This window comes from Altibacter lentus (genome assembly GCF_000746845.1).
In the GTDB taxonomy this organism is placed as follows: Bacteria; Bacteroidota; Bacteroidia; order Flavobacteriales; family Flavobacteriaceae; genus Altibacter; species Altibacter lentus.
Genome location: NZ_KN050846.1, coordinates 1,496,449 through 1,511,374 on the forward strand (window position 1 = coordinate 1,496,449; position 14,926 = coordinate 1,511,374).

The following is a 14,926-nucleotide window of genomic DNA, read 5'->3' on the forward strand; positions in this document are numbered from 1 at the left end:
AAGGTATATTTTTAAACGGAATTCCGTATTTTTAATTTTCCATGCTATCCTTAAAAATTCATTCACACTTATTAGAATGCGGAACCGATGAAGCCGGACGTGGTTGCCTCGCGGGGCCGGTCACGGCGGCGGCTGTCGTTCTTCCCAACGATTTTCACCACCCTTTCCTGAATGACTCAAAGCAGCTTTCAGAAAAAAAAAGGGCCCTCCTAAGAACGGTAATCGAAACCGAAGCCCTTTCTTTTGCCGTGGCTCATGTAATGATGGAGGAGATCGATCAAATTAACATCCTTAATGCCTCAATCCTGGGTATGCACAGAGCGATCGCCCAATTAAAAACAACACCTCAATTTATTGCCATAGATGGCAACAGATTTAAACCGTACCGCAAAGTCCCTTACCAATGTGTGGTGAAAGGGGACAGCAAATATTTACATATCGCCGCGGCATCCATCCTCGCCAAGACCTACCGTGACGAATATATGCACATCCTTCATGAAGAGTTCCCTGTTTATAACTGGCAAAAGAATAAAGGTTATCCAACGGCAGAGCATCGCGAGGCGATCAAGGAATACGGCCCAACTCCATACCACCGGAAAAGCTTCAAATTACTTCCCGAACAATTAAAACTAAAACTTTAACGGATATTGTGCCTTTCTGTAGCAAATGGCCGCCTGCATGTGTCTTTGTTGAAAACACGTCAATAAACTCTTTTCTTTCTCACCGTAATGCCTCGTATTGTTGTCTATTTTTGTGTTATGAACATAGGTAAGTACATCTTTTTAGTGCTCATGGCACTGCTTGTTTGGGGTTGCGGTGATAGTGCTTCAGATAAAAAGGAACTCATTGATTTTGTCCCCAAAGATCCGGTCTTGGTTATCTCCATAGGGAATTCTTCTGCGGGGCAAGCAGCGTTTGAGACCTTTAAAAGGGATCTGGCCAGTAACAATTTATTTTCAGCCTATAAGAACACGCAGCCCTATCGCTACTTTTCCGAAGCGAACTCCCTGCTACACCATCTTAAACCCGCGTCTCAAAGTTTATTTTGTATCAATACCCCTACCGACAGCACCACGGTGTATACTTTTATCACTCGCCACACACCTCAACTCTTTAAAACCGATTCTTTAAAGAATATAAGTGTGGAGACCCTCACTTACAATAATATTTCATTACAACGGGTTACCCTTAGCGACCAGGTGGCATTTACTGCTGTGCAAGACAGTATCTTTATCGCTTCCTCTTCCCAGACCGTACTCCAGCAGATCCTCGAAGGCACTACCGAAAAGGATCCTACGTTCAAGAAGATCGCTACACTTAATTCCGGGGGGGAGGTTACCACAATGCTACGGGCGGAAACGGTTGCGCTAAACGACAGTACGTTGGTCAATTTTGCCTCTTGGACAGCTTTGGAAACACAATTCACCCCAGATGGTATTGCTGCAACCGGCGTGGCGTTGGCACGCGATAGTGTTCCTCAATTGCTCTCGGTATTTAAAGGTCTTTTGCCAAGACAAAATGAGATCGCCAAGGTGATCCCAAAAGATGCAGTTGGAGCGGTGTCTTTTACCTATAATGATGCCGAACAATTTTACAACAACCTCCGCACATTTAATGGGGTTGAGAATACAAGTACTGTGAACCCTCTGTTCGAATCGGTCAATGAGATCGGCTTGATACAGCTTTCAGAAAGCAAGGCCATTGCCATAAAAAGTATTGACCCCATGCTAACTGAAGAAAGTTTATTGAAATATATGTCTGAGCACAGTAGCTTTCGGGAAGAAACCATTAGTAGTTTTAGTGAACCAGCCTTGTTTACAGATGCCTTTGCTCCTTTGGTGAATGATATTGCTCCGGTATTTGTATTCCAACTGGACCAGTTCTTTATTTTTTCTGAAAGTGAGGCTGCTGCACAAGAGATCATCACGGCTTTTCACAGCAATACCGTTTTACAGAAATCTGGATATTTTGAACGGGCAACAGCGCGGTTAAGCACCTCTTCTTCGCTTCTTATCTATAAAATGAACGGAGCGATCTCCACGGCGATCGCTTCTTTTTTCAATCCTGCAGTGAAATCTGAGATCGCTTCGGTATCCCCCAAAAACTTTCCGTTTGCTGCACTTCAATTTAGTTATGACCGTGATTTCGCACATGTCAATCTAGTATGCAAGGAACTTTCAAAAGGAATCGAAAATCCGGGAGGCATTACCCAACAAGTTAGTGCTCAATTGGATTATGAGCTGCTTGGCCCTCCTCAATTGTTTAGCAATCACCGTACTCAGGGAACCGACATTGTGGTTCAGGATATTCGTAACACACTCTATCTTATTTCTGAAAGCGGGAAGATCCTTTGGACAAAAAATCTGGAAGGTCCCATCCTTGGAAAGGTCCATGAGGTCGATTTACTTCGGAATGGGAAAAAACAACTTGCCTTTGTCACGAAGAATACATTTCACGTCCTGGACCGAAACGGAAATGCCGTTGCTCCCTTCCCGCTGAAGTTCAAAGATAATATCACACAACCACTGGCTGTTTTTGATTACGATAACAACCGAAAATACCGCTTCTTGGTGACCCAAGGAAAAAATGTGCTGATGTATGATTCTAACGGCAAAATTGTAAATGGATTCACATTTAAAAAGGCAAAGACAGACATCGTACTCACACCGCAGCACATACGCATGGGGAACAAGGATTATATCGTGATCGCCGAATCCAACGGAACACTCAATATTTTAAGCAGGGTTGGGAAACCTCGTGTGAATGTGTCCAAAAAGTTCGACTTTTCTGAACTACCCATCGCCGAAGAAGATAATGCCTTTGTTGTCATCGAAAAGGATCGATCTAAGATAAAGATCGATCAAAACGGCAAGACCTCTACCCAAACCCTGGACGTGAGCAGCAGCTATTCCTTTTTGATCGAAGGAACAACCAAGGTCACCATGGACGACAATAAGCTTCGCATTAACGGAAAACTAATTGAACTTCCTTTTGGAATCTATTCACGCCCCGAAGTGTTCAATGCAAATAGGGAGACCTATGTCTCAGTTACAGAAATGCAAGAGAACAAAGTATACGTCTATACAAAAGCAGGGAAACTATTAAATGGCTTTCCGGTGTTTGGATCTTCCGTTGCCCGTCTCGGGAACGCTTCAAAAAAAGGAGCCAACAGTTTAGTGGTACAAGGCGGACCCAAAGAAGTGGTGATTTATATTCTAAAATAGGTTGTAATCAAGAAACACATATTGGTTACAAGAGCACCAAGGCAAATGCTCTAATTTCTATATAATTGCGTATCTTTAAGTAACTTATAGCCGTTTAATCTAAATAGGCATGTCGGATCCATATCACAATTAAAGTTTAGATATTAGGAAAAAATGGATGGGTTTGACCTTGTTCATCGTTTTATACAGAAGGATGTTTAAATAATCAATGTTTGTACAAAAATGCGGAATCTAATCACTGTAAAATACTCCATATGAAAACTTTATTTGTACTATTACTATCGCTCTTTTCAATGAATTTTGCCCTCGCTCAAACTGAGTGCAGCAAATTCTATCCTTTTTCTGAAGGTGTTACATCTCAAATAACAACCTACGATAAGAAAGGAAAAACGGCCGCAGTCGTAAATTATACGGTTATCAATGTGAATAATAATGGTAATGCGGAAGTGGCTTCCGTCAATTCAACAATTAAGGATGATAAAGGAGCACTCATTGCCGAAACTACCTACGACATCATTTGCAGAGATAATATGGTCTCCATTGATTTCAAATCCATGATGAATCCACAGATTTTTGAGCAATTCGGGGAGATGAAATATGACATTAGTGGCACTAATATCGACCTTCCCAACGATCTTTCGGTAGGGCAATCCTTACCCGATGCTGATATGCAAATGAAGATCGATATGGGAGGAATCAATATGAACATGAATGTTGCGATGAAAGATCGTAAGGTGATTGGAAAAGAAAATGTCACCACTCCTGCCGGAACCTTCGATTGTTTTGTGATCTCCTATACCTCAGAAATGAAGATGGGAATGAACCGCAGGGGTACTGCAACGCAATGGATTGCCGAAGGCGTGGGCATGGTAAAACAAGAAGACTACAATAATAGCGGTAAAGTTTTGAGTAGCAGTTTACTTACGGCATTTAGCCGTTAATCCCGGCAACTAATGTTCCCTGAAAAACCGTCTCTACTTGAAAGTGGGGGCGGTTTTTATATAAACCTCTGCGTCAAACAATCGTATAAAATGCTTCAGTAACTTTTCCTTTACCTCAGTCATGGAAACTTCGCTCTTTCCCAATTCCACATGGAGGGAGGTAACGGCTTTCCCCTTGATTCCGCAGGGTATCATATGGTCGAAATAGCCAAGATTCGAATTTACATTGAGTGCAAAACCGTGCATGGTCACCCAACGACTGGCACGAACACCCATGGCGCAGATCTTTCGGGCAAAGGGTGTACCAACATCCAGCCAAACCCCGGTCTCTCCTTTAGAGCGCTCGGCTTTCAGGCCATATTCCGCGAGGGTGAGAATCACCATCTCCTCCAAAAATCGAAGGTATTTGTGGATATCGGTAAAGTAATTCTCCAGATCGATAATAGGGTACCCCACGATCTGGCCGGGCCCGTGGTACGTAATGTCCCCGCCGCGGTTGATCTTGTAGAAGGTAGCGTCGATCTCGTTCAATTTCTCTTCAGAAATAAGCAAATTGGAAATGTCCCCGCTTTTCCCCAATGTATATACATGTGGATGCTCCACGAACAGGAAATAATTAGGTGTTTCCAGCGTTGTGCCCTCTCTTCTGTTCTTGATCTTGATGTCAAGGATCTCTTTAAAAAGCCGTTCCTGATAGTCCCAGGTGACCTTGTAATCCTTTCTGCCCAGTTCTTGTATCTCTATGTGTTTGTTCAAATCTATTTTTCTAATACTACTTTAAGGTCCAAAATATCCGGATCCTTCATATAATCCAAAAAGCTCCGCTCTACTTCAATGGTCTTTCCGTCTGCTGAATATTTGGCGTTCTCAATACTCGATCGCTTTATTTTCTTCGGAAAGGTATAACGCAATGTATACATGGTCCCCGAAAGGAACATTTCGGAACTTTTTAAACTATCCAACTGGTTTTGATGTTTTACTTTGTCCTTAATGAAGGCATCCCTCACAAAGGTATTCTTTGCAAACGAATAGGAAACACCCATAAAATCTTCAGAATCTGTTTGTTTCTCTTCTGAAGATGGCTTTATTCCGGGCATGAAGCCCGAGGATTCACCCAGTCCGTTCATCAATTCGTTCGCTTCGTTCACATTTTTGAAATCGGTAAAGATATTGATGAACATATCGTTGGTATCCGGATCGATAAAGAGCTTCATCATGAAGTTCTCCATTTTCTTCAATTGTGTTTGTTGTGCTACCGGAAGGCGTGCAATACTGTCCTTTTTCTCTGCAAGTACCTCTTTGAATGAAATGATGGTGTCGGTTTTGGTAAGCGTACTGTCCATTCCTGCGCCAAAGGCCATCATCTCTTTCATATCCATCTCGAGCGTCATACGACCGCTACCGTCCTCTTGCAGCTCCATTGTTTCGGTAAATTGACAACTCACCAAACACAGGGCCATGATACCTCCTAAAAGTAATTTGTATACTGTCATTATTTCGGATTATTTAAGATTATTAGTGCAGCGATAACGCCCGGGATCCACCCACAGATCGTTAGGATCAACACGATTAAGATCGAACCACAACCTTTATCGATCACCGCTAAAGGCGGAAAAAGGATAGAAAGCAATACTCTCCAAATACTCATGAATACAAATTTACGATTAATACTTTAGTTATAAGTAGCTGATTATTGGTTTTGTTACAGCTATTGGTTGAGAACCGGAGAGTCACTATATTAGTCTTTTAAAACGACCATGCGCTTTTTAATTTGTGCTCTTTCCTGCTTCCTATTGTGTGCCTCCACAACACTGGCGCAATACACTTTTACCGGCTATGTAGCTGCAGAACGTGTGGATGCCGATATTTACCTATCGGTCGTGGAGGATTACCGTAAGATCTCGGGTGTCTACCCGGAACAGATCCTTGCAAAGACCCAAGCAGACAGCACAGGGTTCTTTTCATTTTCGGGCAATAACCTGTCATTGGAGAATAAGATCTATCGTATTCATATCGACACCTGTTCCGATGACATACAAGCGACCACGCATTTTGACGGGCATTGTATTAATAGCAAAGAGATCATTTTTATTGCTAATAATTCTACAGCCGTATTCCTACCGTTCTCTTTCGACAATGAAATGTTCTGCAGGGTAATTTCTAAAGATGAACGCGCCAGCGCTTTCTTAAGAATTGATTCCTTAAAACACGATATGCGTTTTGCGTTTGGGAGTTACCGAAGTGAAGCCAATAGAAAATTGAATTCAAAGAAGTGGTTCACCATCTTCCAGAATTATGGAGAACAACTACAGGAACCCTTGGCCGAACTGTACAGCTATGCTTTTCTTTCAGATCGCACCCATAATCTGTACGCCTATTATCTGGAAGATCTAAAAACCAACTCCTATTATAACGAGCTATTACTGCGATTACAAGAAAAGTACCCGAACGCTCCCTATACCCGGCAATACGAAAGCGAATTAGCAGCCGATCGTTTCTTGGTTGCTTCAGAAAAACCGGCAGCCAACAACCTGTGGTTCTATCTTGCGGGAATTCTTGCTTTGGTATCTTTGGCGGTTAATATTTATTTATTCCGAAGGATAGCCCGCTTGAAACAACGGTCCGTTTCCGAAGAATCTACCCTTAGCGAGCAAGAGAAGAAAGTGCTCGAACTTATTCTTGCAAATAAGACCAATAAAGAGATCGCCTCTTTGTTATTTGTGAGTGTAAGTACGGTAAAGACCCATATCAACAACCTCTACAAAAAACTGAAGGTCACCTCCCGCGAGGAAGTGAAGCAGCTTTTTCCGCAGGGAGTGCAATTTCAACCGGGGGTCTAGTCCTCTTTTCAACCCTGTAGATCTTTCCATTTTCTTTTCATTTTCTGAATCTTCGGTGATCTAATCACAAAATTTGAACATCGATGAGAACATTCCTTTTTTTCAGTTTTTTAATCCTATGGTCCGGCATCACGGTCCTGGGGCAATCGTTTAATAAGGAGATCGCGACCGAAGGTACAACACCCTTACTTATTGGAAAGATCAATAATGAGGCTCTTTCCCAAAATTCCTATGCTTCATGGTATGTAGAGAATTTTCAAAATTACCATCCTAATACCGTTGTAGTAGATAGCTTTAAAGAAACGCTATCTCAATACACCATCACGGCATTTATGGGTACCTGGTGCGGCGACAGTAAACGCGAAGTGCCACATTTTTATAAGATCTTGGAAGCAGCACAATTTCCCTTGGACCGACTTACAGTCGTAGCTGTACACAACGAACAGGATAATTACAAGCAAAGTCCGGGCGGGGAAGAAGAAGGTCTTAATATCCACAGAGTACCTACCTTTATCTTCTACAAGGACGGCAAAGAGGTCAACCGTATTGTGGAATCTCCGGTGGCTTCCTTAGAAGAGGATATTGCTGCCATTGTCCAAAATGGATATGTGCCAAAATACAGGACGGTACATCTGGTCCATCAACTCATTTCTGAAATGGCTTCGGAAGATGTTGAAGAAAAGATCCTGGAGCTACTTCCACAATTAAAAGAAACTACCGGCAGCCCGTACGAGCTTACCACCTATTCGAACGTACTATTCTTTGCAGGGAAGACGTGGGAAAGTACGGTGGTTGCAAGAATCAACACAAAACTCTACCCTGCGGAAGCTTCAGTATTTATGGGTTTGGCGAACAAGTTATATTTCCTTTCAAAATTTCAGGAAGCACTCGAGGTATACCACCAGGCACTGTTATTGGATCCTGAAAATGAAAATTTGCGTTCCACCATTGCCCATGTAACACAAAAAGTACAGGAATAGCTGTATTTTTTGATTCTTTTAGGAAATAAAATTAACAAATAGGCTAATTTTGCAGCTTAAATTAATAAGCATGCAACTTTCTGAACTGGAACTCATCCGAAGAGAAAAACTGAATCAATTGCGCGCCTTGGGCATCGATCCATATCCGGCGGCCTTATATCCCGTTACCCACACTTCCAAAACCATAAAAAAGGATTTTGAAGAAGGAAAACAGGTTACTATTGCGGGACGGTTAATGTCACGACGTATACAAGGGAAAGCTTCGTTTGCAGAGTTACAGGATGCCGAAGGACGCATACAAGTGTACTTCAACAGGGATGAGATTTGTCCGGGTGAAGATAAGACACACTATAACGAGGTCTACAAGAAACTATTGGACATTGGTGATTTTGTGGGTGTGGAAGGAGAGTTGTTCACGACACAGGTGGGAGAAAAAACAGTATTGGTTAAAAGGTTCACACTCCTTTCCAAAGCATTAAAACCACTCCCACAGCCCCGGGTTGATTCGGAAGGAGTAGTGCACGATGCCTTCACCGATTCTGAACAACGGTATCGTCAACGATACGCAGACATGGTCGTGAATCCACATGTAAAGGAGGTCTTTAAGAAACGCACCAAGCTTTTCAACGCCATGCGAACTTTCTTTAACGAACGCAATTATTTTGAAGTTGAAACACCAATTTTACAACCTATTCCAGGAGGTGCTGCGGCACGCCCTTTTGTGACCCATCATAACGCTTTGGATATTCCGTTGTACATGCGTATTGCCAATGAATTGTATTTGAAGCGATTGATCGTGGGAGGTTTCGATGGTGTTTATGAGTTCTCTAAGAATTTCAGAAATGAAGGAATGGATCGTACGCATAATCCGGAATTTACTGCTATGGAGATTTATGTGGCGTACAAAGACTACAACTGGATGATGGATTTTTGTGAAGAACTGCTGGAATTTTGTGCCACGGAAGTGAATGGAACCACAAAAGCGACATTTGGAAAATACGAGATCGATTTTAAAGCGCCCTACCCGCGTATCACTATGGCCGATGCCATTGAGAAGTATACCGGATTCGATATCACCGGAAAAACGGAGGACGAGATTCGTGCCGCCGCCAAAAAACTGGGGGTGGAAGTGGACGATACCATGGGGAAAGGAAAATTGATCGATGAGATCTTTGGTGAAAAATGTGAGGGTAATTTTATACAGCCTACTTTTATCACCGATTACCCCAAAGAGATGAGTCCATTGTGTAAGGAGCACCGCGACAATCCCGAGCTTACCGAGCGATTCGAATTGATGGTCTGCGGAAAAGAGATCGCCAATGCCTACAGTGAGTTGAACGATCCAATCGACCAAAGAGAACGATTTGAAGCCCAGCTGAAACTTGCCGAAAAAGGCGATGATGAGGCGACCCAATTCATCGACTTCGATTTCTTACGCGCTTTAGAGTACGGGATGCCGCCAACTTCGGGAATGGGAATAGGAATGGACCGATTGGTCATGTTCTTGACCAACAATGCTTCTATACAAGAGGTACTGTTCTTCCCGCAAATGCGCCCGGAGAAGAAAGCGGTGCAGGTCGAGCTCAACGAAGAAGAGAAAGCGGTCCTTGCACTACTAAAAACACATTCGCCCATAGACCTTAACGCATTAAAAGAAAAAAGCGGGTTGAGCAACAAAAAGTGGGACAAGAGCATCAAGCATCTCACAAAGAATAAGCTCGCAAAGGTAGAAAAGACAGGGGAAGGATTATTTGTGGAACTAGTATAAAAACACCGCCCTCACCTTTTAATAAGGGAGAACGGTGTCTTCCACCAACCTAAATCCTATTTTATTCGCCTACCTTGCTCAGGTATTCAATATCGTTTTCAACCGTAAGAAGTAAAATGCTTGTGGCTGTACAAAACACCGGACTCGTGATGCAATGATGTCCGTTCCAACTTCCATCCTCGTTCTGGATCTTCAGGATACGCCCGCTCATATCGTTATACCATTTCTTCCAATCCTTGTCTTGATTCACCAAAAGTGATTCTCCGGTTTGTAAGAAGCTCAGGAACTCCTCTCCTCCATTATTCCCAAAGCCATTTAGTACGTCTTCGCGTTGGGCAGTTTCTTTTGCGGCCTTATAGACATTATAGGAAGTATTGTAATCGATTGCCTCTGCTTCTGAAAAGCCTGCTTTTTTAAGATTCTCCACAGAAATAGGAGCATCTGTCTTAATTTTACCCTCTCGTTTGGCCTTGTTGAGCATCTCTTCGGCTTTACGTGCTTCTTTTGCGCTGGCTCGAACACTCCCGCTTACCGCATAGAGCATTACACCGGCGCCGTCCTCGGTATTTACATTTCCGGTCTTTTCATCGTAATTGTCTTTTTGATAAGTTCGGGTGCGCTCTAAGACCGCCTTATCGACATCGGCACCCACCGACTCTGCCGCTTCCAATGCGCTATTGGCCAGACCACTTTGCAAAACACCTGCCCAACCTGCTCCGGTCTGTTTCCCTGAAGCATCGGTACCCTGCTGTATCTTGGCTACACAAATATCAAGACAACGTGCCACTCGTTTTTTATCCATTCCTTGCAGATCGCGATCCAACAGATTGGAAAGGAATTGTGCCGTGATCACGGCATCGATATTTTGACCCAGTTTCGATTGGATTTGAGTGTTGCGAACATCTGTGATATAAGGATCGTCCTTTCCGCTATTTTCTACCGTTTCCAGCAAAAAATTCATTGCTCTTTTAAGGTTGTTGGCGTACATCCCTTTTTGAAGCGTTGTACCGCTTCGTAAAAATGCCATCCCAACCATGGCGGTCGTAGCAGGATCTGCCGGTACGGCATGAGGATCCCTAATATGTTGTGCGTTGTGGCTTCCGGCGCCATAACCTCCGCCAGGCAATTGTGCTTCAGAAAGCCAAGAGAGTCCGTCGCGAACAGATAATTGTAGGTTCTCGTCTGTTTTGAAGACATCGAAATCCTGTGAAGATTGTTCCCCCATTACAGTCATGAATACACAACCGTCAATAGGAGTCAGGAGTCGATTTGTTTCCGGGTAGGAATCCGCTTCAGAAGTAATTACAGTGAATATAGCACCTGCAAGCAGCAGCGGAAATGTGAGTAAGATCAATTTAGTTCTCATTGTGTGTGGTTTTAAATTCCTTCCGAAACTACGGCAGTGTATCTAATGGAAAAAGGTCGTTTTAGGGAAATGGGGTTTTTGTTGAGGGAAACTATATTTTGCCGAAGGTTAGAATTTTAACCGTTGAAGGAATTCACTTTCGGTTGATTTTCCTATTTTTAGCAAAAAATTGAACAAATATGAAGAATATCAGTCTTTTAGTTCTCTTGGGACTATTTGTAACCTTGATTTCCTGCGGAAAGGATGATGAAGTGAGCGGAGATGGCGAAAGCCCTTCTACACCGTTGAATTTAACAGCGACGAATGTTACCGACATGTCCTTGCAACTGGATTGGGAAGCAGCGACCGATAATATTGCAGTTACAGGCTACCGAGTGTATGAAGAGATATCCGGGACGGTTGTTTCGGTGGGACCAACGATCACGACTTATAACGCCACCGGTCTTATGCCGGATACGGCCTACAAATATTATGTGACCGCTGTGGATGCTGCTGGAAACGAATCTGCCGAGAGCAATACGATAGAGCTGACTACAGCACTTACTCCCTTAGAATTCAAGACTAATCTTTCTGAAATGGGCGTCTTCACAGGAAACTTGTCAAACATTAGCCCTGCTACCGGTGTACAATTGTATGAGATAAACAGTACCCTTTTTACCGATTATGCAGCCAAACAGCGGTTGATTCGTTTACCGGAAGGAAAAATGCTGAAATACGACGGCAACTTCCTACCTGTTTTTCCGGACAATACATTGATAGCCAAAACCTTTTATTACAATATAGACGATCGCGACCCTTCCCTTGGAAAACAGCTCATTGAGACCCGTATCTTTCTGAAAATTTCCGGAACATGGGAAGTTGGTGATTATATTTGGAATGCTTCCCAGACCGAAGCCGTCTATCGCGAAACAGGCAGCGAGATCCCTATAAGCTGGATAGACAGCGACGGGAATACCCAGAATATCGATTATTTGATCCCCTCAAAGCAAGATTGTTTTACCTGTCATAACAATAATGGTACAACCTTCCCTATTGGAATGAAATTGCGAAGTATGAACTTTGTGCCCAGCTATACCTCCATGAACCAGTTGGATTATTTCGCCAACAATGGTCTGCTAGAAGGTCTTCCAAGCGCTTCGAGTGTCACTATCCTTCCCGATTGGACAGATGATGCAACCTACGATATCTTTGAGAGAGGGAGAGCCTATATCGACGTAAATTGTGCACATTGTCACCAACCGGGCGGAACCGTTAACAACTTCAATCTGGATTTTCGCTACGAAACCCCCTTCGATGATACTGCCATCTTCCCGAATCGCGGAGAGATAGAGGCACGTATTCAAAGTACGCTTCCCACCTATCGTATGCCACAGCTGGGGCGTACCATTGTACACGACGAAGCAGTAGCAATGTTACTGGACTATCTTCAGGCGATTGAAGACTAGGTGATATTTGATTAATATAGAGAAAGCTGCCCTTTGGCAGCTTTTTTAATGTTTTTTACTTTTCAGAAAAACACTTTTAAACCAATCTGAAATAAAAAGGTCATAGCTATATATAAATCTTAAACCGTAATACAATGAAAAAGACAATCATAGCACTAACATTGCTTATAAGCATGACCATGATCGCACAAACGCCGGACACCGATAAAAAGGAGATGCGTAAGGAGATGAGACAAAAAATGAAGGATCTTACACCCGAACAGGCGGCAGATCTACAAACCAAGAAACTCACCTTGGCATTAGACCTTTCTGAAGCCCAGCAAAAAGAGATAAAATCATTGGCGCTTGAAGAAGCTATAAAAAGGAAAGCGCGTTCTGCAGATCGTAAAGATCGAACTGAAATGACCACTACTGAGTTGTATGAGCATAAAGCGATGATGATGGAAGAAAAGATCGCTTATAAAGTTAAAATGAAGAAGATTTTAACCGAACCTCAATATGAAAAGTGGGAGAAAATGTCGGCGAACAGAGGAAGAGGCTTGAAAAAACATGCAAAAAAGAAAGGCGATTCAAAAAATAAATAGTCAAATTAGTTTTTTGGCGTAATTCTTGGTTAATTGTTACTAAATTAGTTACTTTAGTAACCTTAAATTTAATTTTAGAAACAATGAAAAATCTATTTAAAGTTGTTGCCTTTGCATTCATTTTCGTACTTGGTACAGGTGCCATGAGCGCACAAACACTATCTCAGGATCAAGACAGACCGGAAGTGGTTGCTAAAAAGAAAGCAGACCAACTTACGTCACAGTTAGATCTGAACGGCGACCAACAACGAGCTTTGTTTAGAGCGTATACGGCATATGAATCCAATTATAGAAAATATATTGTAGGAAAGGATTCTAACAATGCAGACGTTGTTACAAGCAAGAAAAAATATGAAGAGGCCTTAAAAGAAAGCGCCAGAAAAACTTTGACGGAAGCCCAGTATAAAAAGTGGCTTACCATAGAAAAGTTATAGCCAATTTGCTATTAAAAGAGAAGCCCTCCATTTCATGGAGGGCTTTTTTATGTTAAACGGGGTGCTATTCGGCCACATGCCGCAATGGTCGCATCCAGATCTTCGTAGGTAAGTGCTTCGGAAAGAAACCAGGTTTCAAAAGCACTGGGTGCAATATAGATCCCTTCAGAAAGCATTCCGTGGAAGAATGTTTTAAACGCTTTACTATTGGCTTGTGCCGCTGTTTCAAAATTTGTTACAGGTATTTCAGAAAAATGGACCGAGATCATCGAACCTACTCTATTTATAGTATGAGGTATTGAGTGCTGCGCCAAAACCTTGGCCAGTCCTCGATGTAAATATTCGGTTTTCTCCTGTAGTGAAGTGTAGATCTCGGGGCTCGCGTTCAATTCCTGCAACATAGCCAGTCCGGCGGCCATCGCCAACGGATTCCCACTAAGGGTTCCAGCCTGATAAACGGGGCCTAAGGGGGCCAGATATTCCATGATCTCATTGCGTGCCGCGAAAGCACCCACGGGAAGCCCGCCTCCTATTACCTTTCCAAAAGTTACAATATCGGCCTTGATACCATACAATTCTTGTACTCCACCTTTCGCCAATCGGAAACCGGTCATTACTTCATCGAAGATGAGGAGTATATTATTGGTATCGCAAAGATCGCGTAATCCTTCAAGAAATCCTTCCGCAGGGGGTATACATCCCATGTTGCCGGCCACCGGTTCAACAATAATGCACGCGATCGCTCCTTTATTTTCTGAAATGATCTCCCGTACGTGCCCGATATCGTTGTATCTGGCAAGCAGGGTATCTTTTGCCGTACCCTGAGTAACGCCGGGGCTATTAGGACTGCCAAAAGTAACCGCACCACTCCCCGCCTGAATCAAAAAGGAATCGCTATGACCGTGGTAACATCCGGCAAATTTTATGATCTTGTCCCTTCCGGTAAACCCTCTTGCCAGACGAACCGCACTCATGCATGCTTCGGTACCACTGTTCACAAAACGTATCTTGTCAATATTTGGCACCATAGCCACAGCCAAGGAGGCAATAGAGGTTTCTATCTCGGTTGGCATTCCAAAGGATGTTCCTTGTTGGGCTTTTTCGATCACGGCATCCACTACGGGTTGATGTGCGTGACCCAGGATCATGGGCCCCCACGAATTAATATAATCGATAAGCTTGTTTCCATCGGCATCATACAAATAGGCTCCTTTCGCCTTTTCAACAAAGATGGGATCTCCGCCTACGGCCTTAAAGGCCCGTACCGGAGAATTGACTCCGCCGGGAATGTATTGTTGTGCTTCAGCGAACAATGCGCTGCTTCTTTTATAGATCATAGAAAAC

14 protein-coding genes are annotated in these 14,926 nt (G+C 43.1%); 9 read left to right on the forward strand and 5 right to left on the reverse strand.

Features of this window, described 5'->3' with window-relative positions; translation table 11 throughout:
• Positions 1–41 precede the first annotated feature (41 nt).
• From JS40_RS07025 to JS40_RS07035, 3 genes are all read left to right on the forward strand, one after another.
• Entirely contained in the window at positions 42–641 is a 600-nt protein-coding gene (locus JS40_RS07025; protein WP_034259407.1) for a ribonuclease HII, read from the forward strand.
• 117 nt (positions 642–758) lie between these two features.
• On the forward strand, positions 759–3,224 hold the full coding sequence (locus tag JS40_RS07030; RefSeq protein WP_034259408.1) for a hypothetical protein: 2,466 nt from the start codon (positions 759–761) through the stop codon (positions 3,222–3,224).
• Positions 3,225–3,478: 254 nt separating this feature from the next.
• Entirely contained in the window at positions 3,479–4,165 is a 687-nt protein-coding gene (locus tag JS40_RS07035) for a TapB family protein (protein WP_034259410.1), read from the forward strand.
• Between the two features lie 33 nt (positions 4,166–4,198).
• Here JS40_RS07035 and lipB read toward each other — a convergent pair whose 3' ends face one another.
• Genes lipB through JS40_RS15245 form a run of 3 tightly spaced genes read right to left on the reverse strand, consistent with a single transcriptional unit; the run spans position 4,199 to position 5,813 of the window.
• Complete coding sequence (lipB, locus tag JS40_RS07040; RefSeq protein WP_034259411.1) at positions 4,199–4,921, reverse strand: lipoyl(octanoyl) transferase LipB; 723 nt, start codon at positions 4,919–4,921, stop codon at positions 4,199–4,201.
• A gap of 2 nt (positions 4,922–4,923) precedes the next feature.
• Positions 4,924–5,658, reverse strand: a complete 735-nt coding sequence (locus JS40_RS07045; RefSeq protein WP_034259413.1) for a hypothetical protein — start codon at positions 5,656–5,658, stop codon at positions 4,924–4,926.
• Complete coding sequence (locus tag JS40_RS15245) at positions 5,658–5,813, reverse strand: YqaE/Pmp3 family membrane protein (RefSeq protein ID WP_084677456.1); 156 nt, start codon at positions 5,811–5,813, stop codon at positions 5,658–5,660. Before JS40_RS15245 ends, JS40_RS07045 begins: the two co-directional genes overlap by 1 nt.
• A 109-nt stretch (positions 5,814–5,922) precedes the next feature.
• Here JS40_RS15245 and JS40_RS07050 point away from each other — a divergent pair, with 109 nt between their 5' ends.
• The 3 genes from JS40_RS07050 to lysS all read left to right on the forward strand — a co-directional run bounded on the left by JS40_RS07050 (position 5,923) and on the right by lysS (position 9,753).
• Positions 5,923–7,005, forward strand: a complete 1,083-nt coding sequence (locus JS40_RS07050; RefSeq protein ID WP_034259416.1) for a LuxR C-terminal-related transcriptional regulator — start codon at positions 5,923–5,925, stop codon at positions 7,003–7,005.
• Positions 7,006–7,088: 83 nt separating this feature from the next.
• Complete coding sequence (locus JS40_RS15250) at positions 7,089–7,985, forward strand: thioredoxin domain-containing protein (RefSeq protein ID WP_084677457.1); 897 nt, start codon at positions 7,089–7,091, stop codon at positions 7,983–7,985.
• 70 nt (positions 7,986–8,055) lie between these two features.
• A complete protein-coding gene (lysS, locus tag JS40_RS07060; RefSeq protein WP_034259418.1) occupies positions 8,056–9,753 on the forward strand; it encodes a lysine--tRNA ligase in 1,698 nt (565 codons plus the stop codon).
• Between the two features lie 61 nt (positions 9,754–9,814).
• Here the strand turns inward: lysS and JS40_RS07065 are convergent, their stop codons facing one another.
• The gene (locus JS40_RS07065; RefSeq protein ID WP_034259420.1) at positions 9,815–11,119 is read right to left on the reverse strand and encodes a prenyltransferase/squalene oxidase repeat-containing protein; all 1,305 of its coding nucleotides are present in this window, start codon (positions 11,117–11,119) and stop codon (positions 9,815–9,817) included.
• Between the two features lie 179 nt (positions 11,120–11,298).
• Here JS40_RS07065 and JS40_RS07075 point away from each other — a divergent pair, with 179 nt between their 5' ends.
• The 3 genes from JS40_RS07075 (at position 11,299) to JS40_RS07085 (ending at position 13,582) form a co-directional block, all read left to right on the forward strand.
• On the forward strand, positions 11,299–12,564 hold the full coding sequence (locus JS40_RS07075) for a fibronectin type III domain-containing protein (RefSeq protein ID WP_051957522.1): 1,266 nt from the start codon (positions 11,299–11,301) through the stop codon (positions 12,562–12,564).
• A gap of 134 nt (positions 12,565–12,698) precedes the next feature.
• Positions 12,699–13,148, forward strand: a complete 450-nt coding sequence (locus JS40_RS07080; protein WP_034259421.1) for a hypothetical protein — start codon at positions 12,699–12,701, stop codon at positions 13,146–13,148.
• Between the two features lie 83 nt (positions 13,149–13,231).
• A complete protein-coding gene (locus tag JS40_RS07085) occupies positions 13,232–13,582 on the forward strand; it encodes a hypothetical protein (protein WP_034259423.1) in 351 nt (116 codons plus the stop codon).
• Positions 13,583–13,629: 47 nt separating this feature from the next.
• Here the strand turns inward: JS40_RS07085 and hemL are convergent, their stop codons facing one another.
• Positions 13,630–14,919: a glutamate-1-semialdehyde 2,1-aminomutase gene (gene hemL / locus JS40_RS07090; protein WP_034259424.1), complete on the reverse strand. Its 1,290-nt coding sequence runs from the start codon at positions 14,917–14,919 to the stop codon at positions 13,630–13,632.
• Positions 14,920–14,926: the final 7 nt, after the last annotated feature.

Coding starts and splice junctions, on each gene's coding strand:
- JS40_RS07045 (WP_034259413.1), bottom strand. CDS start 5,658: ATGACAGTATACAAATTACTTTTAGGAGGTATCATGGCCCTGTGTTTG.
- JS40_RS07080 (WP_034259421.1), top strand. CDS start 12,699: ATGAAAAAGACAATCATAGCACTAACATTGCTTATAAGCATGACCATG.
- JS40_RS07075 (WP_051957522.1), top strand. CDS start 11,299: ATGAAGAATATCAGTCTTTTAGTTCTCTTGGGACTATTTGTAACCTTG.
- lysS (WP_034259418.1), top strand. CDS start 8,056: ATGCAACTTTCTGAACTGGAACTCATCCGAAGAGAAAAACTGAATCAA.
- JS40_RS07025 (WP_034259407.1), top strand. CDS start 42: ATGCTATCCTTAAAAATTCATTCACACTTATTAGAATGCGGAACCGAT.
- JS40_RS07085 (WP_034259423.1), top strand. CDS start 13,232: ATGAAAAATCTATTTAAAGTTGTTGCCTTTGCATTCATTTTCGTACTT.
- JS40_RS15245 (WP_084677456.1), bottom strand. CDS start 5,813: ATGAGTATTTGGAGAGTATTGCTTTCTATCCTTTTTCCGCCTTTAGCG.
- JS40_RS07030 (WP_034259408.1), top strand. CDS start 759: ATGAACATAGGTAAGTACATCTTTTTAGTGCTCATGGCACTGCTTGTT.
- JS40_RS07035 (WP_034259410.1), top strand. CDS start 3,479: ATGAAAACTTTATTTGTACTATTACTATCGCTCTTTTCAATGAATTTT.
- JS40_RS07065 (WP_034259420.1), bottom strand. CDS start 11,119: ATGAGAACTAAATTGATCTTACTCACATTTCCGCTGCTGCTTGCAGGT.
- hemL (WP_034259424.1), bottom strand. CDS start 14,919: ATGATCTATAAAAGAAGCAGCGCATTGTTCGCTGAAGCACAACAATAC.
- JS40_RS07050 (WP_034259416.1), top strand. CDS start 5,923: ATGCGCTTTTTAATTTGTGCTCTTTCCTGCTTCCTATTGTGTGCCTCC.
- JS40_RS15250 (WP_084677457.1), top strand. CDS start 7,089: ATGAGAACATTCCTTTTTTTCAGTTTTTTAATCCTATGGTCCGGCATC.